Origin of the sequence: Burkholderia sp. Tr-862, assembly GCF_011753085.1 — a bacterium.
Taxonomy (GTDB): Bacteria; Pseudomonadota; Gammaproteobacteria; order Burkholderiales; family Burkholderiaceae; genus Burkholderia; species Burkholderia ambifaria.
Window position 1 is genome coordinate 37,979 of the sequence record NZ_VWWG01000024.1, and the last position, 24,032, is coordinate 62,010.

Sequence of the window (24,032 nt, forward strand, 5' to 3'; positions counted from 1 at the left end):
AGTCAACCGTGGCGACTCACACGCTCGCAGACAAGGTCGTCCTGATCGCAGGCGGCGCCAAGAATCTCGGTGGCCTGATCGCCCGGGACCTGGCCGGCCACGGCGCGAAGGCGGTGGCGATTCACTACAACAGCGCGGCGTCGCAGGCGCAGGCCGAAGAGACGGCTGCCGCGGTGCGCGCGGCCGGCGCGCAAGCCGCGACGTTCCAGGCCGACCTGACGACGGCCGCCGCGGTCGAGAAGCTGTTCGACGACGCGAAGCAGCGCTTCGGCAAGATCGACATCGCGATCAATACTGTCGGCAAGGTGCTGAAGAAGCCGTTCACCGACATCTCCGAGGCCGAATACGACGAGATGTTCGCGGTGAACAGCAAGTCGGCGTTCTTCTTCATCAAGGAGGCGGGGCGGCACCTCGAGGACCACGGCAAGCTCGTCACGCTCGTGACGTCGCTGCTCGGCGCGTTCACGCCGTTCTATGCGGCCTACGAAGGGTCGAAGGCGCCGGTCGAGCATTTCACGCGCGCCGCGTCGAAGGAGTACGGCGCGCGCGGCATCTCGGTGACGGCGGTCGGGCCGGGTCCGATGGACACGCCATTCTTCTATCCGGCCGAAGGCGCCGAGGCGGTCGCGTATCACAAGACGGCAGCCGCGCTGTCGCCGTTCAGCAAGACGGGCCTCACCGACATCGAGGACGTCGTGCCGTTCATCCGTCATCTCGTGACCGACGGCTGGTGGATCACCGGCCAGACGATCCTGATCAACGGCGGCTATACGACCAAGTAACGGGCCGTGCCGGCGGGCGTCGCGTGCGCGCGGCGACCCGCAATGGACCGTTTGCATGGACAATGGACGGGCGCGCGGGCATGAAGCCGCGCGCCCGCTTTTCCTGTGCCGCCGGACTCGGCCGCGCCATGCGGCGCGTGCCGGCGACGGTCGTCCGAACCTATGTTTTCCGCCGATGGACAAGCTGGACCAGGTCAGAATCTTCCTTCAGGTGGCCGAGATGGGCAGCTTCATCAAGGCCGCGCATGCGCTCGACGTGCCGCGCGCGACCGTGTCGGCCGCTGTCCAGCAGCTCGAGACGGCGCTCGGCACGCGCCTGTTGCACCGCACGACGCGGCAGGTCCAGCTGACCGCCGACGGCGCGCTGCTGCTCGAGCGCGGCCGGCGCCTGCTCGCGGAAGCCGACGAACTCGACCGGCTGTTCCGGCGGCGCGATCGCGACGTGATCGGGCGGCTGAACGTCGATGCGCCGAGCCGGATCGCGCGCCGCGTGATCGCGCCAGCACTGCCGTCGCTGTTTCGCCGCTACCCGAAGCTGCAACTGTCGCTCGGCTCGACGGACCGCACGATCGATCTCGTGCAGGAGGGCGTCGACTGCGCGATCCGGGTCGGACGGCTCGCGGACAGCAGCCTCGTCGTGCGGCCGCTCGGGCAGTTCGCGCTGATCAACTGCGCGAGCCCCGACTACCTGCGCGAATGCGGCGTGCCCGAGCATCCGGATGCGCTCGCGCACGGACACTGGGCGATCGGCTATGCGTCGCCGACGACCGGCCGCGAACTCGGCTGGGAATACTGCGCGGACGGCGGGCAGCACACGCTGGCGCTGCCGAGTCGCGTGATCGTCAACAACGCCGAAACCTATATCGCAAGCTGCATCGCCGGGATGGGGCTGATCCAGATTCCGCGCTTCGACGTCGTGCACCTGCTCGATAGCGGCGCGCTGGTCGAGGTGATGCCCGGCCATCGCGCCGCACCGATGGACGTGTCAGCCGTGTATCCGCATCGCCGGCACCGGTCGCGGCGGCTCAACGCGTTCATCGAGTGGTTCGGGGAGTTGATGGCGAATGCGCTGAACGACACGGGCGTGCCCGCGCGCGGCGACTGAAAAGGGCGCCGCGCTCGCCTGCGCCGACCGCGATCGGCAGGTGTCAGCGGCCGTCGACGGGTGTCGCGGCCGCGGCGTGCGGGTTCAGCCGGGCCGCACGGCGAACTGCCGGCTGCGCCCGGTGGCCCGCACCGCGTCGATCAGTGCGGCTGCTGCACCGTCGGGCTTCGATGCGAACGCATGAAAGCGCGCGGCCGGCAGCGCCGGCAGGCCGTCGTCGGGCCCGCATGCGCGCAGACCGTCGCGCAACTGGCTGCGCGCGAGCGCCGTGACCGCGAAGCCTGCGAGCGCGGCCGATACGCACCCGGCCATGCTGCCGCTTTCGAACAGCACGCGAAACGGCCGCAGCGCGGCGGCGAGCGCAGACACCGCGGCTTCCCGATACACGCACGGCTCCGGAAACAGCGCGAGCGGCACGTCGCCTTCGGCGTCGAGCACCGTATCCGACGCGAACGCCCACACGAGCGGTTCTTCCCACAGCAGTTCGCCCGGTGCGTCGAGTTGCCGGCATTGCTTGCCGAACACGACGTCGAGCCGGCCCAGCACTTGCTCGCGCAACAGCGAAGCGGTGATCCCGACCTTCAGCTCGATCGACGTGCGCGGATGGTTGTCGCGGAACGTGCGCAATACCTGCGGCAGCCACGTGCCCGCGAAGTCCTCCGACGCGCCGACGCGCAGCCGGCCATGCGCGGGCGCGCCGCGCAGCCGGGCACGCACCTCGCGCTCCATGTCGACGATGTTGCGCGCGTATGCGTACAGCGTGTCGCCGGCCGGCGTGAGCGCGACGCGGCGCGTGGTGCGCGCGAGCAGCACCGTGCCGGCTGCCTGCTCGAGCCGCTTGATGTGGCCGCTGACCGCGGACGGCGTCAGCGCGAGGCGCTCCGCCGCTGGCGCGAAGCCGCGGCTGTCGACGACTTCGAGGAAGGTGCGCAACAGCGCGATGTCGAGCGCGGTCGATGCGCGATCGGTCGGCGATTCCATAGGTCAATTCAACGCGATATTCAAAGAATGGATCATGATACGCCGCGAATCATGATGAGCGGCCGCTCTACCATCGACCTTCAGACGACCCACCGGAGTGCACGATGACCGCTTATCGATTTGCGACGACCGCGTCGCTCGAACTCGCCTATCTCGAATGGAATCCGCGCGGCGAACGCGTGGCCGTGTTGCTGCACGGCTGGCCGGACAGCCCGGTCGGCTGGGAGACGGTGGCGCAAGCGCTGGCTGTCCGCGGCTATCGCGTACTGGCGCCCGCGCTGCGCGGTTTCGCGCCGACCCGTTTTCGCGACGCGACGGTGCCGCGCAGCGGCCAGCTCGCGGCGCTTGGGCGCGACGTGCTGGAATTCGTCGACGTGCTCGGCCTCGAGCGGCCCCTGCTGGTCGGACACGACTGGGGTGCCCGCGCGGTGGCGAACGCATGCGGGCTGCGCGACGGCGTCGCGTCGCACCTGGTGATGCTGTCGGTCGGCTACGGCACCAACGATCCCGCGCAGCCGCTGTCGCTGCAGCAGGCGCGCAATTACTGGTATCACTGGTTCATGGCGACGCCGCGCGGCGAGCAGGCGTTGCGCGACGACCGTCGCGCGTTCGCGCGCCTGATGTGGGATACGTGGTCGCCGCCGGGCTGGTACCGCGATGCGGAATTCGACGCGGCTGCCACGGCGTTCGACGGACCCGACTGGATCGACGTCGTGCTGCATTCGTACCGGCAGCGGTGGGGCTTTGCGCCCGGCACGCCGGCCTATGCGGACGACGAAGCCCGGCTGAACCCGGCGCCGCGGCTATCGGTGCCGACGCTCGTGCTGCATGGCGGCGCGGATGCCTGCAATCACCCGGACGGCTCGGCCGGGCGCGAGCGGTTCTTCACGGGGCGCTACGCGCGACAGGTGCTGGACGGGGTGGGGCACTTTCCGCAGCGGGAGGCGCCGGCGGCGGTCGCGGAAGCAATCCTCGGGTTCTGCGAGCGAGACTGATGCGCGCCGGCCGGCCCGGCGCGCGGCGCGATCAGCTGCCGACGCGGGGCGCGAGCAGGTCGGCGAGTCCGATGTTGCGGAACATCTCGCGGCGAATGCGATCGCCGACACGGAACACTTCCTCCGCGCCGTCCTGCGACGGATCGACGAACACGCGGTACGGGCGCTTGCCAGACGGCGCGGCGACGATGTCGACGATCGCCGTCGCGACGGTGGCGGCATCGGCGTCCGCGGGCTCGAGTGCGGCGAGGCCTTGCAATGCCTGCTCGGCGACCCTCGCGTAGGGGCCGTCGTCGTATGCGGCCTGCACCGCCGTGTCGGCCGGCTTGCCCGCGTGCGCGAAGTGATTCGTGCCGTGGGTGAACGCGCCCGGCACGACGATCGATGTTTCGATGCCCCAGCGCGTGAGCTCGGCCGCATAGGACACCGCGAGCGAATCCATCGCGGCCTTCGCGGCGAAGTAGGGTGCGAGGAACGGCGGCGTCCCGCCGCGCGCCGACGAGGACGACACCCACACCAGCAGGCCGCGGCCCCGGCTGCGCAGGTGCGGCAGCACGGCCCGGTTCACGCGCTGGGTCGACACGACGTTGATGTCGTAGAGCTGCGCCAGCTGATCGGGCGTGAACGCTTCCGCCGGGCCGAACACCATGTGGCCGGCATTGTGGACGACGACGTCGAGGCGGCCGTTGTCCGCGATCACGCGCTCGATCGCGGCGGCGACGGATGCGTCGTCGCCGACGTCGAGTTCGATGGTGCGCAGGTCGACGCCGTGCTCGCGTGCGTAGTCGGCGATGGCGACGACGCGCGGCGCATTGCGGCCGGCGCTCTCGCGCATCGACGCGTAGACCGTATGGCCGGCGCGGGCGAGTGCCTGGGCCGTCAGCAGGCCGAAGCCGCTGGACGCGCCCGTGACGAGAATGACTTCCTTCATGATCGATCTCCTGCAAGCGGGTGGGGGCGGGCCACGGCGGGCGGCCCTTGTGTGGTGTGCGCGGTTCCTGCGTCGGTCAGCACATGCCGCCGTTGGCGCGCAGGATCTGGCCGTTGACCCACGCGCCGTCGGGGCCGGCGAGGAACGCGACGACGCTGGCGATGTCCGCGGGCTGGCCCAGCCGCTCGAGCGGGTTCATCTTCGCCAGGCGATCCACCTGCTCGGGGCTCTTGCCCTCGAGGAACAGCTCGGTCGCGACCGGCCCCGGCGCGACGGCGTTCACGCTGATGCCGCGGCCGCGCATTTCCTGCGCGAGGACCTGCGTCAGTCCCTCGACGGCTGCCTTGGTCGCGACGTACACGCCGTAGGTGGGCAGACGCACGCCGACCATCGTCGACGACAGGTTGACGATGCGGCCGCCGCTGCGCACGCGCTTTGCCGCCTCGCGGCTGACGTTGAAGGTGCCTTTGAGGTTGATCGCGACGGTCTGGTCGAACGTGGTGTCGTCGTAGTCGGCGATCGCCCCGAGCTTCATGACGCCCGCGCTGTTGACGACCACGTCGATGCGCCCGAATGCCTGCTCGGCCGCATCGAACAGCGCGGCCACCGCCGCCGGGTCGGCGATGTCCGCCTGTACCGCGATGGCCTCGCCGCCGTCGGCGGCGATCGCGTCGACCACTTCGCGCGCCGGGCCGGCGCCACCGGCGTAGTTCACGACGACCCGGAAGCCGTCCCGGGCGAGGCGGCGAGCAATTTCCGCGCCGATGCCGCGCGATGAGCCCGTGACGAGGGCGACCTGTTTCGATGCGTTCATGTCCTGCTCCTTGGTTCGTGAGGGCCGGGCGATCCGGCGACAGGACTAATGTAGGCTTCCTCGGTCAATAAAAATAATGAATAATGATCAGATCAGGAATGACTAAAAGTATGTCTCATGGCATTCGACAGCAGGCTCCTCAGCGGTATCGGTGTGCTCTCGGCGGTGATCGAAGCCGGTACCTTCGCGCGCGCGGGCGAGGCGATGGGGTTGACGCAGCCGGCGGTGAGCCGCGCGGTCGCGCGGCTGGAAGAGCGCGTCGGCATCCGGATCTTCAACCGGACGGCGCGCGCGATCACGTTGACCGACGAAGGGCGGCGCTTCTACGAGACGGTCGCGCCGCTGCTGGCCGGCATCGAGGAGGCGGCGGTCGACGCCGGCCGTTCCCGGGCGCGCGTCAGGGGACGGCTGCGGGTCAACGTGGACGGCACCTTTGGCCACTACGTGCTGGCGCCGAGGATGGCCGAATTCCTCGACCGCTTCCCCGAGCTGTCCGTCGAGATCAGCGTGCGCGACCGGATGGGCGACCTCGTCGCCGACGGGTTCGACGTGGCGGTGCGTTTCGGCATTCCGGAGCCGTCGTCATACCGTGCGCGGCTGCTGCTGGAGACGCACGTGCTGACCTGTGCGTCGGCGGCTTACGTCGCGCGTCACGGCGAGCCGCGGCACCCGCGGGATCTCGCTGACGGCCACCGCTGCGTGCTGATTCGCGATCCGGTGACGGGCAGGCCGTACGGATGGGAATTCCATCGCGGCGACGAGGTGGTGCCGTTCGACGCCACCGGCCGGCTGACGGTCAACGATACGGGGGCGCTATTGGGCGCATGCGTCGGCGGCGAGGGTGTCGCGCAGCTGCTGGAACTCTATGCGAGGGACATCCTTGCGGAAGGGCGGCTGGTGCAGCTGCTGCCGGAATGGGCGGATGAGACATTTCCGCTGTACGCGTATCACCATGCGTCGAATCTCGTTTCCGCAAAGGTGCGCGTGTTTCTCGACTTCGTGCGGGAGTTGACGGGCTGAGCGTCTACGGCGCAAGGCGGCCGGTCATTCGGTGCGATGCGGGACGTTGTCGGGGAAGGGATAGGGCGCATGCGGCCCCGGCCAGTCTGGCACGGGCGGTGCGGTCAGCACGTCGCATCCGCCGAGCGCGAGTGCGAGCACCGCCGCGAGCGCGCCGCGGCAGAGCGCGGATGACCTCCTGCGCATCGACATGGCCTGCCTCCGTGCCGCGCATTCATCACGATGCTTGGACCCCCGGAGGGCGGCACGCGTTGCGGCGTACGGCCGAAAAACAAAAAACCCGCGAAGCAACGAGCTTGCGCGGGTTTCGAGTGCAGCGCATGACGCTGCGAAATGCTGGTGCCCAGGGCCGGAATCGAACCGGCACGCCTTGCGGCGGGGGATTTTGAGTCCCCTGCGTCTACCAATTTCACCACCTGGGCTTTTTGATCCTGGCCGCGCTGCAGTTGCGCGCGGCGGACTGCGGATTATGGCGGAAAACGGGGCGCGGGGCAAGCCGCGCGGCGAGCCATTCGCGCGTTACTGGCTCAGGTAGACGAACTGGCCATGCTTCACGATTCCCATCACGCTTGCGCGCTGATCGAGCCCGACGTGATCCTTGTCGCTGGTATTGACGACGCCGTTCGGCACGACGAGTTCGTTCGCGCGTTCGAGTTCGCGTCGCAGCGCCGCGCGGAAAGCCGGCGTGCCCGGCTGCGCGGTTTTCAGCGCGCGGCCGACCGCGTCCGCCAGGCGCGGGTACACGCCCGCCGCGTCGCCCGCGAACTGCGTGACCGTGCCGGCGCCGTATTTCGCTTCATAGGTGTCGACGAATGCCAGCGCGGCCTTGCGCGCCGGATGATCGGCGGGCAACGTGCGCGCGACGACGACCGGCTGCGTCGGGAACAGCGTCCCGTCGACGTCCTTGCCGCCGAGCTTGATGAATTCCGGCGTCGCGATCCCGTGCGTCTGATAGATCGCGCCCTTGTAGCCGCGCTCGATCAGCGTGCGTTGCGGCAGCACGGCCGGCGTGCCCGAGCCCGCGACCAGGATCGCATCGGGCTTCGCCGCGATCAGCTTCAGCGCCTGGCCGGTGACGCTCGCGTCGGTGCGGTTGAAGCGCTCGGTCGCGATCACGCGAATCTTGCGCACTTGCGCGAAGCGCGTGAATTCATTCAGCCAGCTGTCGCCATAGCTGTCCGCGAAGCCGATGAAGCCGACGGTCTTCACGCCGTGATTGGCCATGTAGCGCGTCATCACGTCGGCCATCGCGCTGTCGCTCTGCGCCATCTTGAACGCCCAGGTCCGCGCGCCTTCCTGCGGCTCGACGATCGCGCCGGAGCCGACCAGCGTGATCATCGGCGTCTGGGCGGCCGCCACCGCGTCGAGCGCCGCGAGCGCGGCCGGCGTGATGTTCGGCCCGACCACGACGTCGACGTGATCCTCGTCGACCAGCTTGCGGATGTTGCGCACGGCGGTGCCCGGGTCCGACGCGTCGTCGAGCACCGTCACCTGCACCGGCTGCCCGGCGATCGTCTTCGGCCACATCAGGATCGCGTTCTTGCTGGTGATGCCGATCGCGGCGGCCGGGCCGGTCGACGACAGGTCGACGCCGACCTTCAGGTCGGCATGCGCGGCCGTGCAGCCGAGCACGAGGGCGGCGCCGGCGGCGCGGCGCAACAGGGCGGGAAGCGTCATGCGGGAATCTCCGTCGGGCAACAAAAAGGGGCGCGATATGCGCCCCTGTGGTTATACACGTACACGTCGCTTCAAGAAAATGCCGGCCGCCCCAAGGTGTTCTTGATCCCTGCGGGGCGCCTGGCGCGCAGCGACAGGTCGGGGGCGCTGGTCAAAGCTCGTACGAGTCGGCTTCGCCCTTGAGCGCCTGCTCGATCAGCTTGCGGTTCAGCGTCGGCGACAGCAGCTCGACGAGCGTATACACATAACTGCGCAGGTAGGCGCCGTGCTTGAGCGCGACGCGCGTCACGTTGCTGCCGAACAGGTGGCCGACCGGAATCAACCGGAGGTTGCGGTCGCGCTCCGGGTTGAACGCGATGTCGGCCATGATCCCGACGCCGAGGCCGAGCTCGACATAGGTCTTGATCACGTCGGCGTCGATCGCCTCGAGCACGATGTCCGGCGACAGCCCGCGCAGCGCGAACGCATGGTTGATCTTCTTGCGGCCCGCGAACGCATCGTCGTACGTGATCAGCGGGTACTGCGCGAGATCGTCCAGCGTGATCGGCTTGCGTTCGAGCAGCGGGTGGTCGGCCGGCACCACGGCCGCGTGATGCCACTGGAAGCAGGGCAGCGACACGAGTTCCTTGTAGTCGGCGATCGCCTCGGTCGCGATCGCGAGATCGGCCTGGTCGTGGATCACCATCTCGGCCACCTGCGTCGGGCTGCCCTGCAGGATCGACAGGTGCACCTTCGGGAAGCGCTTCTTGAACTCGGCGATTGCGGCCGGCAGCGAGTAGCGGGCCTGCGTGTGGGTGGCGGCGATCGTCAGGTTGCCCTGATCCTGCGCCGCATAATCTTTTCCGACCCTTTTAAGGCTTTCAACTTCCTGCAGGATCCGCTCGACCGACGCGAGGATGATCCTGCCCGGCTCGGTAAGCGAGCGCACGCGCTTGCCGTGCCGCGTGAAGATCTCCACACCAAGCTCGTCCTCGAGCTCGATGATCGCCTTCGAAACCCCCGGTTGCGACGTGTAGAGCGCCTTGGCGGCCTCGGTGAGGTTGAAATTCTGCCGGACGGCCTCGCGCACGAAGCGAAATTGGTGCAGGTTCATTTATAACCCTTTCGCATATCAACAGAATTTTTTAGTCGTTTGAAATATAAGGCGAGTTTATTACGATTCACCGGAGTTTTTCAAATATGGATATCTGTTTTCGTCATTAGCAATCCAGCCGGGCAGCGGAAGGCCGCCGGCGGTGGCGGCGGAACGGAGATTCGGGCGCGACGTGGCTAGGACGTCGCGCGGTCACCACGAAAACCCTGGGGTCCCCGAATGTATCAGTACGACCAGTACGACCAGACGATCGTCGACGAGCGAGTCGCACAGTACCGCGATCAGGTGCGCCGCCGCCTGTCGGGCGAGTTGAGCGAAGACGAGTTCCGTCCGTTGCGCCTGCAGAACGGCCTGTACATGCAGCGCCACGCGTACATGCACCGCATCGCGATTCCGTACGGCAACCTGCGCAGCGACCAGCTCCGCATGCTGGCGCGCATCGCCCGCGAACACGACCGCGGCTACGGCCACTTCTCGACCCGCTCGAACATCCAGTTCAACTGGGTCGAGCTGGAACAAACGCCGGAGATCCTCGCGAAGCTCGCATCGGTGCAGATGCACGCGATCCAGACGTCGGGCAACTGCATCCGCAACATCACGGCCGACCAGTTCGCCGGTGTCGCGCAGGACGAGGAGATCGATCCGCGTCCGTGGGCCGAGATCCTGCGCCAGTGGTCGACGTTCCATCCCGAATTCGCATGGCTGCCGCGCAAGTTCAAGATCGCGGTGTCCGGCTCGAAGGACGACCGCGCGGCCGTGCAGATCCACGACCTCGGCGTGTACCTGAAGAAGAACGCGCAGGGCGAGGTGGTCGCGAGCATCCTCGCGGGCGGCGGCCTCGGCCGCACGCCGATCGTCGGCGCGGTGATCAAGGAAGACCTGCCGTGGCAGCACCTGCTCACCTACTGCGAAGCTGTGCTGCGCGTGTACAACCGCTACGGTCGCCGCGACAACCTGTACAAGGCGCGGATCAAGATCCTCGTGAAGGCGCTGTCGCCCGCGAAGTTCGCGCAGCAGGTGGAGGAAGAGTGGCAGCACCTGAAGGACGGCCCGTCGACGCTCACGCAGGCCGAGCTCGACCGCGTGTCGCAGTCCTTCCTGCCGCCCGTCTACGAGAAGCTCGCCGACACCGACGCATCGTTCGAACAGCACCTGCTCGAGAACAAGGCATTCGCGCGCTGGGTCGAGCGCAACGTCGCGCCGCACAAGGTGCCGGGCTATGCCGCCGTCACGCTGTCGCTGAAGGATCACCGCGTGGCCCCGGGCGACGCGACCGACGCGCAGATGGACCTGGTGGCCGACTGGGCCGACGCGTACTCGTTCGGCGAACTGCGCGTGTCGCACGAGCAGAACCTGATTCTCGCGAACGTGAAGAAGCGCGACCTGTTCGCGCTGTGGGAAAAGGCGAAGGCGGCCGGCTTCGCGACGCCGAACGTCGGCCTGCTGACCGACATCATCGCGTGCCCGGGCGGTGACTTCTGCTCGCTCGCGAACGCGAAGTCGATCCCGATCGCGCTGGCGATCCAGCAGCGTTTCGACGATCTGGACTACGTGTACGACCTCGGCGACCTGTCGCTGAATATTTCCGGTTGCATGAACTCGTGCGGTCATCATCACGTGGGTAACATCGGCATCCTCGGCGTCGACAAGGACGGTGCCGAGTGGTACCAGGTGTCGCTCGGCGGCGAGCAGGGCACGGGCCGCAACGGCGCGCGCCTCGGCCGCGTGATTGGGCCGTCGTTCTCGGCGGAAGAAGTGCCGGACGTGATCGCGAAGCTGATCGACACGTTCGTCGAGGCGCGCACCGACGGCGAGCGCTTCATCGACACGTACGACCGCATCGGCATCGCGCCGTTCAAGGAGCGCGTGTATGCGGCGCGCCAGGCAGTGAACGCGTAACCAACCGGCTAGAAGGAATTTGCAGATGGCTTCGATTATCAAGAACCGCGCAGTGATCGACGACGCATGGCAGGTCGTGCGCGCGGCGGAAGACGGTGCGCTGCCGGCGGTCGACGCGTTGCCGGCCGGCAAGGTGCTGGTGCCGTTCACCCTGTGGCAGGCCGAGCGCGCGGCGCTCGTCGCCGCGAAGACGAAGGACGAACTCGGCGTGTGGCTCGCGCCCGACAGCGAGCCGGCCGATCTCGTGGCCGACTTCGGCGCGATCTCGCTGATCGCCGTCGAATTCCCGCGCTTCGCGGACGGCCGCGGCTACAGCATCGGCCGCCTGCTGCGCGAGCGCCACGGCTGGACCGGCGAGCTGCGCGCGATCGGTGACGTGCTGCGCGACCAGTTGCTGTACATGTCGCGTTGCGGCTTCGACGCGTTCGCGGTGCGTGCCGACAAGGACATCCACGACGCGCTGAACGCGTTCGCGGAATTCACGCAGCGTTACCAGGGCGCGTTCGACGAGCCGGCGCCGCTGTTCCGCCGCCGCGCCGACGCAGCGACACCCGACGCGAAGGTGAGCGCATGAGCAGCGCGAACGCACTGACGCCGGAACTCGCCGCGAAGGTCGAGCGCCTCGACGCGCTGCTCGCGCAGATCGGCGCCCGGCACGAGAAGGTGAAGTTCGCGAGCAGCCTTGCCGCGGAAGACATGCTGCTCACGCACGCGATCCTGTCGAAGGGCGCGTCGATCGGCATTTTCTCGCTGAACACCGGCCGCCTGCATGCGGAAACGCTGGGCATGATCGACCGCGTGCGCGAGCGTTATGGCTACGAGATCGAGCAGTTTCACCCGCAGCAGGACGCGGTCGACCAGTACGTCGCCGAGCACGGCCTGAACGCGTTCTACGAAAGCGTCGAGCTGCGCAAGTCGTGCTGCCACATCCGCAAGGTCGAACCGCTGAACCGTGCGCTGGCCGACGTCGGCGCGTGGGTCACGGGCCAGCGTCGCGAGCAGTCGGTCACGCGTGCGGAGCTGCACGAGGAAGAACAGGACGAAGCGCGCGGGATCGCGAAGTACAACCCGCTCGCCGACTGGACGGAAGCCGACGTGTGGGCGTACCTGAAGGCGTTCGACGTGCCGGTCAACCCGCTGCATGCGCGCGGCTACCCGAGCATCGGCTGCGAGCCCTGTACGCGGGCGATCCGTCCCGGCGAGGACAGCCGGGCGGGCCGCTGGTGGTGGGAGTCGCGCGACACGAAGGAATGCGGGCTGCACATCACGATCACGCCGATTCCCGCGAACGCCGAAGCTGGCGCCGCGCACTGACAGCCGACAAGAAACCGAATATTGCGCCGCCTGCGACAGCGGGCGGCACGAACCCAGAAGAGAAGGACTGAAATCATGAGCACGACGCTCGAGCAATCCGCCTTTGCCCCGCCCACCGGTGCCGACAACCGCATGGGCCACCTCGACTGGCTCGAAGCCGAGTCGATCCACATCCTGCGCGAGCTGGTCGCCGAGTGCAGCAAGCCGGCGCTGTTGTTCTCGGGCGGCAAGGATTCGGTCGTCGTGCTGCACCTCGCGCTGAAGGCATTCGGCCTCGGCGCGAACCGCAAGACCACGCTGCCGTTCCCGCTGGTGCACATCGACACGGGCCACAACTACGAGGAAGTGATCGACTTCCGCGATCGCCGTGCGCAAGAACTGGGCGCCGAGCTGGTGGTCGGCCACGTCGAGGATTCGATCAAGCGCGGCACGGTCGTGCTGCGCCGCGAAACCGATTCGCGCAATGCCGCGCAGGCCGTCACGCTGCTCGAGACGATCGAACAGCACGGCTACACCGCGCTGATCGGCGGCGCACGCCGCGACGAAGAGAAGGCGCGCGCGAAGGAGCGGATCTTCTCGTTCCGCGACGAATTCGGCCAGTGGGATCCGAAGGCGCAGCGCCCGGAACTGTGGAGCCTGTACAACGCACGCCTGCACAAGGGCGAGCACCTGCGCGTGTTCCCGATTTCCAACTGGACCGAGCTCGACGTGTGGCAGTACATCGCCCGCGAGAACCTCGAACTGCCGTCGATCTACTACGCGCACGAGCGCGAGATCGTGCGCCGCAACGGGCTGCTCGTGCCCGTCACGCCGCTCACGCCGATGCGTGACGGCGAGACGAGCGAGATCGCGCAGGTGCGCTTCCGCACGGTCGGCGACATCAGCTGCACGTGCCCGGTGGCGAGCGATGCGGACGACGTCGAGAAGATCATCGCCGAGACGGCCGTGACCGAGATCACCGAACGCGGCGCGACCCGGATGGACGACCAGGCCTCCGAAGCCGCGATGGAACAGCGCAAGAAGCAAGGTTATTTCTGAAGCACACGAGGACATTCAAATCATGAGCATCATCGAGAACACCGAAGACCTCGGCGTGCTGCGCTTCATCACCGCGGGCAGCGTCGACGACGGCAAGAGCACGCTGATCGGCCGCCTGCTGTACGACAGCAAGGCCGTGCTGTCCGACCAGCTGTCCGCGCTGTCGCGCGCGAAGAACAAGCGCACCGTCGGCGACGAGCTCGACCTCGCGCTGCTGACGGACGGGCTCGAAGCCGAGCGCGAGCAGGGCATCACGATCGACGTCGCGTACCGCTATTTCGCGACCGCGAAGCGCAAGTTCATCATCGCCGACACGCCGGGCCACGAGCAGTACACGCGCAACATGGTGACGGGCGCATCGACCGCGCATGCGGCGATCATCCTGGTCGACGCGACGCGCGTGACGCTCGAGAACGGCGTTGCGCAACTGCTGCCGCAAACGAAGCGTCACAGCGCGATCGTGAAGCTGCTCGCGCTGCAGCACGTGATCGTCGCGATCAACAAGATGGACCTGGTCGACTACAGCGAAGCGCGCTTCAACGAGATCCGCGACGCATACGTCACGCTCGCGAAGCAACTCGGCCTGACCGACGTGCGGTTCGTGCCGGTGTCGGCGCTGAAGGGCGACAACATCGTCGGCGCGAGCGAACGCATGCCGTGGTACGCGGGCGAGCCGCTGCTCGACGTGCTCGAGTCGCTGCCGGTCGAGACGCAGGCGCATGACGCGCTGCGCTTCCCGGTGCAGTGGGTCGCACGCCAGGACGGCAGCTCGGCCGACGATTTCCGCGGCTACATGGGCCGGATCGAATCGGGCGAGGTGAAGGTCGGCGACGAAATCGTCGTGCTGCCGTCGAATCGCACCGCGACGGTCGCCGAGATCGTCGCGCCGGTGCCGGGCGGCACCGCGTCGGTCGCGCACGCATTCGCGGGCCAGACGGTGACGATTCGCCTCGAGGAGGATGTCGACGTGTCGCGCGGCGACATGTTCGTCACGACCGCCGAGCCGGTCGAGCCGGCGAAGAAGCTCGAGGCCGACCTGTGCTGGTTCGACGAGACGCCGCTGTCGCCGCAGCGCAAGTATCTGCTGAAGCAGACCACGAGCACGGTGTTCGCGAAGATCGGCGCGGTCAAGGAAGTGCTCGACGTGCATACGCTGTCGCAAGCGACCGACCGCCAGGAACTGAAGATGAACGACATCGGCCGCGTCGCGCTGACGCTGCAGAAGCCGATCGTCTGCGACACGTACGATGCACATCCGGGCACGGGCGCATTCGTGCTCATCGACGAGGCGACGCACCACACGGTCGCCGCCGGCATGATCCGGGCGTTCTCGGCGTAACCGGCATTGCGCGCCGCCCTCGTGGCGGCGCGTGCCGGCTGCCGTCCGCACGGACAGGAACCGAAGCGAAGCGACAAACATGGGCAAGGTGTATCTGATCGGAGCAGGGCCGGGCGCCGCGGACCTCATCACGGTGCGCGGCGCGCGGCTGCTCGAGCGAGCCGACGTCGTGCTGCACGACGCGCTCGTCGAGCCGGCGATGCTCGACTACGCGCCGAACGCGCGCAAGATCGCGGTCGGCAAGCGCTGCGGGCAGCGTTCGACCGCGCAGCACTTCATCAACAAGCAGATCGTCGATGCGGCGCGCGAGCATGCATGCGTCGTGCGGCTGAAGGGCGGCGACCCGATGCTGTTCGGTCGCGCCGAAGAGGAAATGCGTGCGCTCGAGGCGGCCGGCATCGACTACGAGGTCGTGCCGGGCATCACCGCGGCGCTGGCCGGCGCGGCGACGCTGAAGCGCTCGCTGACGTTGCGCGGCGTGTCGCGCAGCGTCGCGTTCGCGACGCACAGCCGCGCACCCGGCAGCGACGAGATTCGCGAGGCGGCGCGCGCCGATTCGATCGTCTACTACATGGGCCGCGACAGCGCGCCCGGTATCGCGCAGGAGTTGATCGACGCGGGCCGTGCGCCCGCGACGCCGGTGGCGATCGTCGAGGCATGCAGCACCGTGCGCGAACGCACGCTGACGCTGACGCTCGCGCAGATGGCGGCGGGCGACGCGCAGGCGTGGCTCGATCCGGCGGAACCGAGCCTGTTGATGATCGGCGATGCATTCGCCGAACGCGTGCGACCCGCGAAAGCGGGCGATGCGTTGCGCAATGCGGCTTGAGTCGATGTAGCGGTTCCCATGCGGCAGCCGCTCGGCTTCGCGGTGGGTGATTCAAAAGAGCGCTGGCGGAAGCCGGCGCTTTTTTGTTGGTGCCGTTGATCCGGCTACGCGTTGCGGCCGATCTGGTCGATGCAGTAGCGTGCGATGGCATCGAGCACGCCGTCGTCTTCGCCGACCGCCGTCGCGCAACGGATCTCGACATTAGGATGGGCGGCCCGGCAGGCGTCGACGAGCTGCGGCAGGTCGCGACGGACATGGCCACCCTGGCCGAAGAACACGGGCACCACGGTGATGCGCGTGCAGCCGGCCGCGACCTGCGCGGCGACGGCTGTGTCGAGCGAAGGCGTCATCAGTTCGAGGAACGCGAGCGACACGTGCGGCGCGGGTGCGCCGCTGCCGCGCAGCCGCGCGGCCAGCCGCTCGAACGGCTCGGCCCAGCGCGGATCGCGTGCGCCGTGGCCGAACAGGACGATGCCGTGCGAACTCATGTCGAAGCCTCCGTCGTGACGGCGCTCAGTGCCGGTCGACCCACTTGAGCGCGAACAGGCCGAGCGCGAGATAGATGAGACCCGGCGTCGCCGCGGTCAGCGGCGCGGGCCACGTGTTCAGCGTGCCGATGTGCGAGAACAGCGTGTTGAGCAGCTGGAAGCTCATGCCGAGCATGATGCCGCCGAACACCTTCACGCCGACCACGCCGGCGCGCGTATGCAGGTACGCGAACGGCAGCGACAGCACGAGCATCACGAACACCGCGAACGGGTAGAGCAGCTTGCGCCACAGCGCGATGTCGTAGCGCTGCGTGTCCTGCTGATTCTCGCGCAAGTGCTGGATGTAGCGGAACAGGTTGATGATCGACATCCGCTCCGGCGACACGAGCAGCACCGACAGGATCTGCGGCGTCAGGTCCGAGCGCAGCCGGTATTCCGGCAGCGTCACCTGCTGCGACCGGTACACGGGGTTCAGCGCGTCGGCCGGTGCGCCGCTGATCGGCTTGATCGGCGTCAGTTCGGTTTCCGTGACGCCCGTGAGCAGCCAGTGGCCGGGCGGCTCGTAGCGGCCCGTCTGCGCGATCCGCACGTTCTGCAGCTGGAATTTGGAGTCGAACTCGTAGATGCGCACGTTGCTGATCGTCGAATCGGGCGACAGGTTGCCGACGTTGACGAAGCGCGTGACCTGTTCGCCGTTCTCGCGGGCCGCGAGCGTGTCCTTCACCCACACGCCCGACTGGAAGTTCGACGACACCGACGCGCCGAGCGCCTGCAACCGCACGCGTTCGGACAGCTGGTCGGCGTACGGGCCGACGAATTCGCCGATCATGTAGGTGATGATCACGAGCGGAATGCCGATCTTCAGCAGCGAGCGCAGCGCCTGGTTGGTCGCGAGGCCCGACACGCGGAAGATCGTGAATTCCGAGTTCGCGGCCATTTGCGCGAACACGTAGATCGCGCTGATCAATGCGGCGACCGGGATGATCTCGTAGAAGCGCGACGGGGTTTGCAGCGCGACGCGCAGCACCGCATAGCCGAACTTGTAGTTGCCGTGCCCGACCGAGTTCAGTTCGCTGATCAGGTCGAAGAAGAAGAACAGGCCCGAGAACGCGAACAGGATGAAGACGAACGTGACGTAGATCTGCCGCGCGAAGTATTTTTCATAGAGCCGCATCGATCATGCTCCCGAGCGGCCGAACAGCGCGCGTGTCAACAGCGGACGATTGCGCACGCGCAACCAGAAGATAAGCGCGACGATCGCCGCGACGACCACATGCAGGCCGACCAGGCCGACGCCGAACGACATCTTGCCCTGCTCGATCTGCGCCTGCACGACGTTCAGCAGGTTCGAGTACGTGAGGTAGATCAGCACGGCCATCACGAGGTTGATCGTGCGGCTGCGGCGCGGGTTCTGGTACGACAGCGGGATGCCGAGTACCATCAGGTTGATCGCGATCAGCGGCAAGCCCGCACGCCATGCGAATTCCGCGAGGTTGTCGCGCGTCGGGTTGCGCAGCAGGTCCGGCGTGGGCGTGCTGTTGGTGGTCGGCACGTTGGTGACCGGGGTGCTCGTGATCTTCACGCCGTAGCGCTGGAACTCCATGATCTTGAAGTTCGGCTGGCCGGGCGTGCCGTCGTAGCGGCGGCCATCTTCCAGCACGACGAAACGATCGCCGTCCTTCGTTTCCGTGTGGCCCGTGTGCGATACGACGATATTGACCTTGCCGTTCTCGGTCGACGTGACGAACACGTTCTGCACCTTGCTCTGGTCCGGCGACATCTTCTCGATGAAGAACACGCGGTGGTTCGACGCCGATTCGCGGAACTGGCCGGGCGCGAGCAGCGAGATCTCGTCGCGCTGCTGGAAGCGCGCCTTGATCATCTTGCTCTGCTGGTTCGACCACGGCCAGCCGACGAACGCGAAGAACGCGATCAGCAGGATGATCGGCGTGGCGAACACGCCGATCGGCTTGATCAGGCGCGTGAGGCTGACGCCGGACGCGAGCCAGACCACCATTTCGGAGTCCCGGTACCACCGGGTCAGCACGAACAGGATCGACACGAACAGCGTGACGACGAGCATTACGGCGAGATAGCCGATCACGGTCAGGCCGATCAGCACGAGCACGTCCCGCGGATCGATTTCACCGGACGCGGCATAGCCGACGATGCGGATCATCATCGTCGTGAGCATGATCGTGAGCAGCACCATGAACACGGCGCCAGCCGTATACGCAAGCTCGCGCTGGAGGGAGCGTTCGAAGATCATTCTTGATGAGAAGAGGGCGGGAGGCTGCGCACGCGTGGTGGAGCGCTCGCGCCGCCACGGGAAAAATAGCGGATAATTGCGGCTTTCATCCTTAGCCCAGATTTTATCCGAGGACAAGCGCGATGGACTTTAGCATAAAAGGCTGTGATTGGAGCAAAGGCGAGGCCAAGGGGTTCCTGACGGGGAAGTCCGATTGCATCGTGCTCGGCATCTTCGAGGCGCAAACCCTGTCGGGCGCGGCGCTCGACATCGACACGGCCACCAAGGGGCTGATCTCGCGCGTGGTGAAGGCCGGCGACATGGACGGCAAGCGCGGCAAGACGCTGTTCCTGCACGAAGTATCGGGCATCGGTGCATCGCGCGTGCTGCTCGTCGGCCTCGGCAAGCAGGATGCTTTCAACCAGAAAGCCTACAACGACGCGGTGACGGCCGCATGGCGCGCGCTGCTGGCGACCAAGATCGTCCAGGTCACGTTCACGCTCGCGCAGCTGCCGGTCGACGAGCGCAGCTCCGACTGGGGCGTGCGCGCGGCGATTCTCGCGCTGCGCAACGAGACCTACCGCTTCACGCAGATGAAGAGCAAGCCGGAACCGGCATCGCAGACGCTCAAGCGCGTCGTGTTCAGCGTCGATCCGGTCGATGAAAAGGCGGCGAAGCTGGCGGTCAAGCAGGCCGTCGCGCTGGCGAACGGGATGGATCTCACGCGCGACCTGGGCAACCTGCCCGGCAACGTGTGCACGCCGACCTATCTCGGCAACACCGCGAAGAAGATCGCGAAGGATTGGGGTCTGAAGGCCGAGGTGCTCGGCCTGAAGCAGATCCAGGCGCTCAACATGGGCTCGTTCCTGTCGGTCGCGCGCGCGTCGGTCGAGCCGCCGCAGTTCATCGTGCTGCACTACCAGGGCGCTGCCGCGAAGGCCGCGCCGGTCGTGCTGGTCGGCAAGGGCATCACGTTCGACACGGGCGGCATTTCGCTGAAGCCGGGCGAGGGCATGGACGAGATGAAGTACGACATGTGCGGCGCCGGTTCGGTGCTCGGCACGATGCGTGCGGTCGCCGAAATGGGCCTGAAGATCAACGTCGTCGCGATCGTGCCGACCTGCGAGAACATGCCGGGCGGCAACGCGACGAAGCCGGGCGACATCGTCACCAGCATGAAGGGGCTGACGATCGAGGTGCTGAACACCGACGCCGAGGGCCGTCTGATCCTGTGCGACGCGCTGACCTATGCGGAGCGCTTCAAGCCGGCCGCGGTGATCGACGTGGCGACGCTGACGGGCGCGTGCGTGATCGCGCTTGGCGCCCACAACAGCGGCCTGTTCTCGAAGGACGACGCGCTGGCGGGCGAACTGCTCGACGCATCGCGCGAAGCGAACGATCCGGCGTGGCGCATGCCGCTCGACGACGAGTACCAGGATCAGCTGAAGTCGAACTTCGCGGACATCGCGAACATCGGCGGGCGTCCGGCCGGTGCCGTGACGGCGGCGTGCTTCCTGTCGCGCTTCACCGACAGCTATCCGTGGGCGCACCTGGACATCGCCGGCACCGCCTGGAAGGGCGGCGCGGCGAAGGGCGCGACCGGCCGTCCGGTGCCGCTGCTCGCGCAGTTCCTGATCGACCGCGCCGGCCAGTGATGGCAGGTCTCACGACGATGCGGGTGCGCGAGCAATGACGCGAATCGATTTCCATTCGAACGTCGGCGATTCGCTCGCGTACGCATGCCGGCTGCTGCGCAAGGCCTATCAGGCCGGGCAGCCGGTCGTCGTGCTCGCGGAACCCGCGCGCCTGCGCGCGCTCGACGAGCGGCTCTGGACGTTCTCGCCGCTCGATTTCATCCCGCATTGCGGCGTCGACAGCGCGCACGCGGCCGGCACGCCGATCGTGCTGGCCGCCGATCTCGACCAGGCGCCGCATTATCATGTGCTGCTGAACCTCGGCGCGGCTGTGCCCGCGCAGTTCGCCCGCTTCGAGCGCCTGCTCGAGGTGGTCGGCAACGCGCCGGACGAACTGGCCGCGGGCCGCGACCGCTATCGCTTCTACCGCGATCGCGGATACGCGCTGAACAACTACAAGCAGGGCAGCTAGCCGCAACCGTCGACGGAGCCTTCCCGTGACACAAGCCGAATCCTCTTCGATCCCGACGCTGACCGACGTGCTGGTGCCGGGCAAGCCGGTGCCGGCGCGTTCTTCCGCGGCCGATGCGCCGCCGCGCGACGATACCGCCGTGCCGGAACACGCCGGAACCGACCCCGAATCCGTGGTGGTCGAGCCGGTGCCGACGCCGCACGTCCCGACCGTCGAACTGCCGGGCGACAGTGACGCACCGGCGCTACCCGGTGCCGCCGGGCGCGTGGTTGCCGAGGAATCGGCCGGGATGCAGGCGCCGCTGCGCTCCGCGCTGGCCGCCGACGATGCGCAGCAGCCCGGCTTTGCCGCGGCGCCCGCGGAGGCCGACGAAGCGATGCTGCCGCACGGGGTCGCGCCGGCTGCCGACGGGCTGGCTACCGATCATCTCGCCGGCGCGGCGCAGCCGGACACGCATGCGGTCGTCGCGTTGACGCCGGAGGACGCGCAGCATATCGCCGAGCGTCTGCGCAATCGGCTGACGAATTATCTGACCGGGGAAGGGCGCGAGGCCATCGAGGCCCGCTGCCGCGACGCGCTGCACGACCATACGGCCTGGCTGGTCGGCCAGATCACGCGCGAGGTGGCGCTGGCGCTCGAAACCGAAGTGATGGAGTGGGTTCGCGACGCGGTCGACGAAGAGATCGCCCGCCGCCGGACCGGTCGTTCAGGTTGAGTGCACGAGCGTTTCGTGCACGGGAACGCGAGTGCGGTTCCGTTCCTCGTCGATGATAATCGCCGAGCCGGTTATGTGAATGAGAGCGAGGTGGTGCCCGGCACGCGTGCGCCCGTTCATCCGGTTCAATGCAGCGACAGCACCCACTGCGCGAGCGTGTGCGCTTCGGCGCTCGTCAGCTGCGTATTGGCGGGCATCGGCACGCTGCCCCACACCCCGATACTGCCCTTTACGATCGATTGCGCGAGGTAATCGACCGCGTCGGCGCGCGCCGCGTACTTCCCGGCGATGTCGTGGAACGGCGGGCCCATCAGCGGCTTGCTGACCGCATGGCAGGCCACGCAGTTCTTGCGCTGCGCGAGCGTGAGCCCGTCGCCGGCCAGGTCGGCGTGCGCGGCCGCCGCGCTGCCGGTCAGCAGCGCCGCGAGCAGCGCGCGCAATATCGTCTGTTTCATGCGGTTCTCCGCCGGCGGGGACGGCCGGCTTCACGGTCCGCGCATTATAAAAGCAAAGGGGAAACGCGTTTTGCGCGTTTCCCCAGCGGCCGTCCGAAATGGGGTCGCATGCCCCGCGCGCCGCATCAGCCGGTGACGGCGCCCTGATTCGCCGGCCGGGCGAGGGCGGCATACTTGGCGAGCACGCCGCGCGTGTAGCGCGGCGCCGGCTGCTTCCACGCGGCGCGGCGGCGCGCGAGCTCCGCGTCGTCGACGTTCAGCTGCAGCACCAGCCGGTGCGCATCGATCGTGATCGAATCGCCTTCCTGCACCAGCGCGATCGTGCCGCCGACGAACGCCTCGGGCGCGACGTGGCCGACCACCATCCCCCAGGTGCCGCCCGAGAAGCGGCCGTCCGTGATGAAGCCGACCGATTCGCCGAGCCCCTTGCCGATGATCGCCGACGTCGGCGCGAGCATTTCCGGCATGCCGGGGCCGCCCTGCGGGCCGAGATAGCGCAGCACCAGCACGTCGCCCGCGCGGATTCGGTCGCCGAGGATCGCGTCCATCGCGCTTTGCTCGTCGTCGAACACGCGCGCCGGGCCCGTGATCACCGGGTTCTTCAGGCCCGTGATCTTCGCGACCGCGCCGTCTTCCGCGAGGTTGCCCTTCAGGATCGCGAGATGGCCTTCCTTGTACAGCGCGCGATCGATCGGGAAGATCACCTGCTGGTCCGCGCGCGGCACGCCCGGCACGTCCTTCAGTTCCTCGGCGATCGTGCGGCCGGTGATCGTCATGCAGTCGCCGTGCAACAGCCCCGCATCGAGCAGGATGCGCAGCACCTGCGGGATGCCGCCCGCCTGGTGAAGATCGGTCGCGACGTACTGACCCGACGGCTTCAGGTCGCAGAGCACCGGCACGCGCTTGCGGATGCGCTCGAAGTCGTCGATCGTCCAGTCGATCTCGGCCGCGTGCGCGATCGCGAGATAGTGCAGCACCGCGTTGGTCGAGCCGCCGGTGGCCATGATCAGCGACACCGCGTTCTCGATCGATGCCTTCGTGATGATGTCGCGCGGCTTCAGGTCGCGCTTCACGGCCTCGACCAGCACGCGCGCCGATTCGGCGGCCGAATCGACCTTCTCCTGGTCGGGGTTCGCCATCGTCGACGAGTACATCAGCGACATGCCGAGCGCCTCGAACGACGAGCTCATGGTGTTCGCCGTGTACATCCCGCCGCACGACCCCGACGTCGGGCACGCGTTCTTCTCGACCCCTTCGAAATCCTCCTGCGACATCCGGCCGGCGGTGAACTCGCCGACCGCCTCGAACGACGACACGATCGTCAGGTCGCGGCCCTTCCAGTGGCCGGGGCGGATCGTGCCGCCGTACACGTAGATGCCCGGCACGTTCAGGCGCGCGAGCGCGATCATCCCGCCCGGCATGTTCTTGTCGCAGCCGCCGACCACCACCACGCCGTCCATCCACTGGCCCTGTACGCAGGTCTCGATGCAGTCGGCGATCACTTCGCGCGACACCAGCGAGTACTTCATCCCCTCGGTGCCCATCGACATGCCGTCCGAGATCGTCGGCGTGCCGAAGATCTGCGGGTTCGCGTCGGCCGCCTTGATCGCCGCGACGGCCGCGTCCGACAGCCGCTGCAGGCCCGAGTTGCACGGCGTGATCGTCGAGTGGCCGTTCGCGATGCCGATCATCGGCTTGTCGAAATCGTCCTTCTGGTAGCCGAGGGCGTAATACATCGAGCGGTTCGGCGAACGGGCCACGCCTTGCGTGATGTGCTTCGAGCGACGGTTGTACGGCATGGGGGACTCCATCGTTGTGTTGGCGACGCTCGCGAACGGCGCGCCGGTTCGGATCAATCAAGAATGGAGTTTCCGGTTTGGGATGTCCAATATATTATTTGTCGCTTATTAAGTCGTTTTGCGAATGAGTGAAGCATGGCTGAGCCGACGCCCGACCTGCGCCAGTGGCGCTATTTCGTGACCGTTGCCGACGAGCGCCATTTCGGCCGCGCGGCCGAGCGCCTGTCGATGACGCAGCCGCCGCTGTCGCAGGCGATCCGGGCGCTCGAGGAGGCGCTCGGCGTCGCGCTGTTCGTGCGTACCAAGCGCTCGGTCGCGCTGACGGCGGTCGGCGCTGCACTGCTGCCCGACGTGCGCCGGCTGCTCGCATCGGCCGACGCGCTGCCGCCGCTCGCGCGGCGCCT

General features: G+C 67.7%; 25 protein-coding genes and 1 tRNA gene. 14 read left to right on the plus strand and 12 right to left on the minus strand.

Annotated elements, in window-relative coordinates; translation table 11 throughout:
* The first annotated feature begins 8 nt into the window (after positions 1-8).
* Positions 9-782: an SDR family oxidoreductase gene (locus tag F3J14_RS10435; RefSeq protein WP_166722895.1), complete on the plus strand. Its 774-nt coding sequence runs from the start codon at positions 9-11 to the stop codon at positions 780-782.
* A gap of 175 nt (positions 783-957) precedes the next feature.
* A complete protein-coding gene (locus F3J14_RS10440; RefSeq protein ID WP_166722896.1) occupies positions 958-1,887 on the plus strand; it encodes a LysR family transcriptional regulator in 930 nt (309 codons plus the stop codon).
* 84 nt (positions 1,888-1,971) lie between these two features.
* Here the strand turns inward: F3J14_RS10440 and F3J14_RS10445 are convergent, their stop codons facing one another.
* Positions 1,972-2,868, minus strand: a complete 897-nt coding sequence (locus F3J14_RS10445) for a LysR family transcriptional regulator (protein WP_166722897.1) — start codon at positions 2,866-2,868, stop codon at positions 1,972-1,974.
* A gap of 104 nt (positions 2,869-2,972) precedes the next feature.
* Here F3J14_RS10445 and F3J14_RS10450 point away from each other — a divergent pair, with 104 nt between their 5' ends.
* Positions 2,973-3,863: an alpha/beta hydrolase gene (locus F3J14_RS10450; RefSeq protein ID WP_166722898.1), complete on the plus strand. Its 891-nt coding sequence runs from the start codon at positions 2,973-2,975 to the stop codon at positions 3,861-3,863.
* A gap of 31 nt (positions 3,864-3,894) precedes the next feature.
* On the opposite strand, the gene F3J14_RS10455 is transcribed toward F3J14_RS10450, so the two are convergent.
* Positions 3,895-4,794, minus strand: a complete 900-nt coding sequence (locus F3J14_RS10455) for an SDR family oxidoreductase (RefSeq protein WP_166722899.1) — start codon at positions 4,792-4,794, stop codon at positions 3,895-3,897.
* Between the two features lie 76 nt (positions 4,795-4,870).
* On the minus strand, positions 4,871-5,608 hold the full coding sequence (locus tag F3J14_RS10460; protein WP_166722900.1) for an SDR family oxidoreductase: 738 nt from the start codon (positions 5,606-5,608) through the stop codon (positions 4,871-4,873).
* 117 nt (positions 5,609-5,725) lie between these two features.
* Between F3J14_RS10460 and F3J14_RS10465 the strand changes: the two genes are divergently transcribed.
* Complete coding sequence (locus F3J14_RS10465; protein WP_166722901.1) at positions 5,726-6,628, plus strand: LysR family transcriptional regulator; 903 nt, start codon at positions 5,726-5,728, stop codon at positions 6,626-6,628.
* Between the two features lie 24 nt (positions 6,629-6,652).
* Here the strand turns inward: F3J14_RS10465 and F3J14_RS10470 are convergent, their stop codons facing one another.
* From F3J14_RS10470 to F3J14_RS10485, 4 genes are all read right to left on the minus strand, one after another.
* Positions 6,653-6,820, minus strand: coding sequence for a hypothetical protein (locus F3J14_RS10470; protein WP_166722902.1), 168 nt, complete (start codon positions 6,818-6,820; stop codon positions 6,653-6,655).
* Positions 6,821-6,965: 145 nt separating this feature from the next.
* Positions 6,966-7,050 (minus strand) — tRNA-Leu (locus F3J14_RS10475).
* 97 nt (positions 7,051-7,147) lie between these two features.
* Positions 7,148-8,305, minus strand: coding sequence for an ABC transporter substrate-binding protein (locus tag F3J14_RS10480; protein ID WP_166722903.1), 1,158 nt, complete (start codon positions 8,303-8,305; stop codon positions 7,148-7,150).
* Positions 8,306-8,456: 151 nt separating this feature from the next.
* Positions 8,457-9,398: a CysB family HTH-type transcriptional regulator gene (locus F3J14_RS10485; RefSeq protein ID WP_166722904.1), complete on the minus strand. Its 942-nt coding sequence runs from the start codon at positions 9,396-9,398 to the stop codon at positions 8,457-8,459.
* 219 nt (positions 9,399-9,617) lie between these two features.
* On the opposite strand from F3J14_RS10485, the gene F3J14_RS10490 reads away from it, so the two are divergent.
* The 6 genes from F3J14_RS10490 (at position 9,618) to cobA (ending at position 15,817) form a co-directional block, all read left to right on the plus strand.
* Positions 9,618-11,297 (plus strand): nitrite/sulfite reductase, encoded by a 1,680-nt coding sequence (locus F3J14_RS10490; RefSeq protein WP_166722905.1) that lies wholly within the window; start codon positions 9,618-9,620, stop codon positions 11,295-11,297.
* A gap of 25 nt (positions 11,298-11,322) precedes the next feature.
* On the plus strand, positions 11,323-11,871 hold the full coding sequence (locus F3J14_RS10495; RefSeq protein ID WP_166722906.1) for a DUF934 domain-containing protein: 549 nt from the start codon (positions 11,323-11,325) through the stop codon (positions 11,869-11,871).
* Positions 11,868-12,611 carry a phosphoadenylyl-sulfate reductase gene (locus tag F3J14_RS10500; RefSeq protein WP_166722907.1) on the plus strand — a complete coding sequence of 248 codons (744 nt, stop codon included), beginning with the start codon at positions 11,868-11,870 and terminating at the stop codon, positions 12,609-12,611. The genes F3J14_RS10495 and F3J14_RS10500 overlap by 4 nt, the downstream gene beginning before the upstream one ends.
* Before the next feature lie 75 nt (positions 12,612-12,686).
* Positions 12,687-13,649 carry a sulfate adenylyltransferase subunit CysD gene (gene cysD / locus F3J14_RS10505; RefSeq protein WP_126228343.1) on the plus strand — a complete coding sequence of 321 codons (963 nt, stop codon included), beginning with the start codon at positions 12,687-12,689 and terminating at the stop codon, positions 13,647-13,649.
* Positions 13,650-13,671: 22 nt separating this feature from the next.
* Positions 13,672-14,988, plus strand: coding sequence for a sulfate adenylyltransferase subunit 1 (locus F3J14_RS10510; RefSeq protein WP_166722908.1), 1,317 nt, complete (start codon positions 13,672-13,674; stop codon positions 14,986-14,988).
* Between the two features lie 79 nt (positions 14,989-15,067).
* The gene (gene cobA / locus F3J14_RS10515) at positions 15,068-15,817 is read left to right on the plus strand and encodes a uroporphyrinogen-III C-methyltransferase (RefSeq protein WP_166722909.1); all 750 of its coding nucleotides are present in this window, start codon (positions 15,068-15,070) and stop codon (positions 15,815-15,817) included.
* A 104-nt stretch (positions 15,818-15,921) separates the two neighbouring features.
* Here the strand turns inward: cobA and F3J14_RS10520 are convergent, their stop codons facing one another.
* Genes F3J14_RS10520 through lptF form a run of 3 tightly spaced genes read right to left on the minus strand, consistent with a single transcriptional unit; the run spans position 15,922 to position 18,574 of the window.
* Positions 15,922-16,305: a CbiX/SirB N-terminal domain-containing protein gene (locus tag F3J14_RS10520; protein WP_166722910.1), complete on the minus strand. Its 384-nt coding sequence runs from the start codon at positions 16,303-16,305 to the stop codon at positions 15,922-15,924.
* 25 nt (positions 16,306-16,330) lie between these two features.
* Positions 16,331-17,479: an LPS export ABC transporter permease LptG gene (gene lptG / locus F3J14_RS10525; protein WP_166722911.1), complete on the minus strand. Its 1,149-nt coding sequence runs from the start codon at positions 17,477-17,479 to the stop codon at positions 16,331-16,333.
* 3 nt (positions 17,480-17,482) lie between these two features.
* On the minus strand, positions 17,483-18,574 hold the full coding sequence (gene lptF / locus F3J14_RS10530; protein WP_166722912.1) for an LPS export ABC transporter permease LptF: 1,092 nt from the start codon (positions 18,572-18,574) through the stop codon (positions 17,483-17,485).
* A gap of 122 nt (positions 18,575-18,696) precedes the next feature.
* Here lptF and F3J14_RS10535 point away from each other — a divergent pair, with 122 nt between their 5' ends.
* From F3J14_RS10535 to F3J14_RS10545, 3 genes are read left to right on the plus strand one after another with little or no spacing between them, the layout of a single operon-like run.
* Positions 18,697-20,208 carry a leucyl aminopeptidase gene (locus F3J14_RS10535; protein ID WP_166722913.1) on the plus strand — a complete coding sequence of 504 codons (1,512 nt, stop codon included), beginning with the start codon at positions 18,697-18,699 and terminating at the stop codon, positions 20,206-20,208.
* Positions 20,209-20,242: 34 nt separating this feature from the next.
* Positions 20,243-20,659, plus strand: coding sequence for a DNA polymerase III subunit chi (locus F3J14_RS10540; RefSeq protein WP_006750016.1), 417 nt, complete (start codon positions 20,243-20,245; stop codon positions 20,657-20,659).
* 25 nt (positions 20,660-20,684) lie between these two features.
* Positions 20,685-21,374, plus strand: a complete 690-nt coding sequence (locus F3J14_RS10545) for a DUF2486 family protein (RefSeq protein WP_166722914.1) — start codon at positions 20,685-20,687, stop codon at positions 21,372-21,374.
* Between the two features lie 125 nt (positions 21,375-21,499).
* On the opposite strand, the gene F3J14_RS10550 is transcribed toward F3J14_RS10545, so the two are convergent.
* Together F3J14_RS10550 and ilvD are read right to left on the minus strand one after the other, a co-directional pair.
* A complete protein-coding gene (locus F3J14_RS10550) occupies positions 21,500-21,829 on the minus strand; it encodes a c-type cytochrome (RefSeq protein WP_166722915.1) in 330 nt (109 codons plus the stop codon).
* Positions 21,830-21,954: 125 nt separating this feature from the next.
* Positions 21,955-23,628 (minus strand): dihydroxy-acid dehydratase, encoded by a 1,674-nt coding sequence (gene ilvD, locus F3J14_RS10555; RefSeq protein ID WP_166722916.1) that lies wholly within the window; start codon positions 23,626-23,628, stop codon positions 21,955-21,957.
* A 135-nt stretch (positions 23,629-23,763) separates the two neighbouring features.
* Here ilvD and F3J14_RS10560 point away from each other — a divergent pair.
* Positions 23,764-24,032 (plus strand): LysR family transcriptional regulator (locus F3J14_RS10560; protein WP_166722917.1); only part of this gene is annotated, 269 nt, incomplete at its 3' end.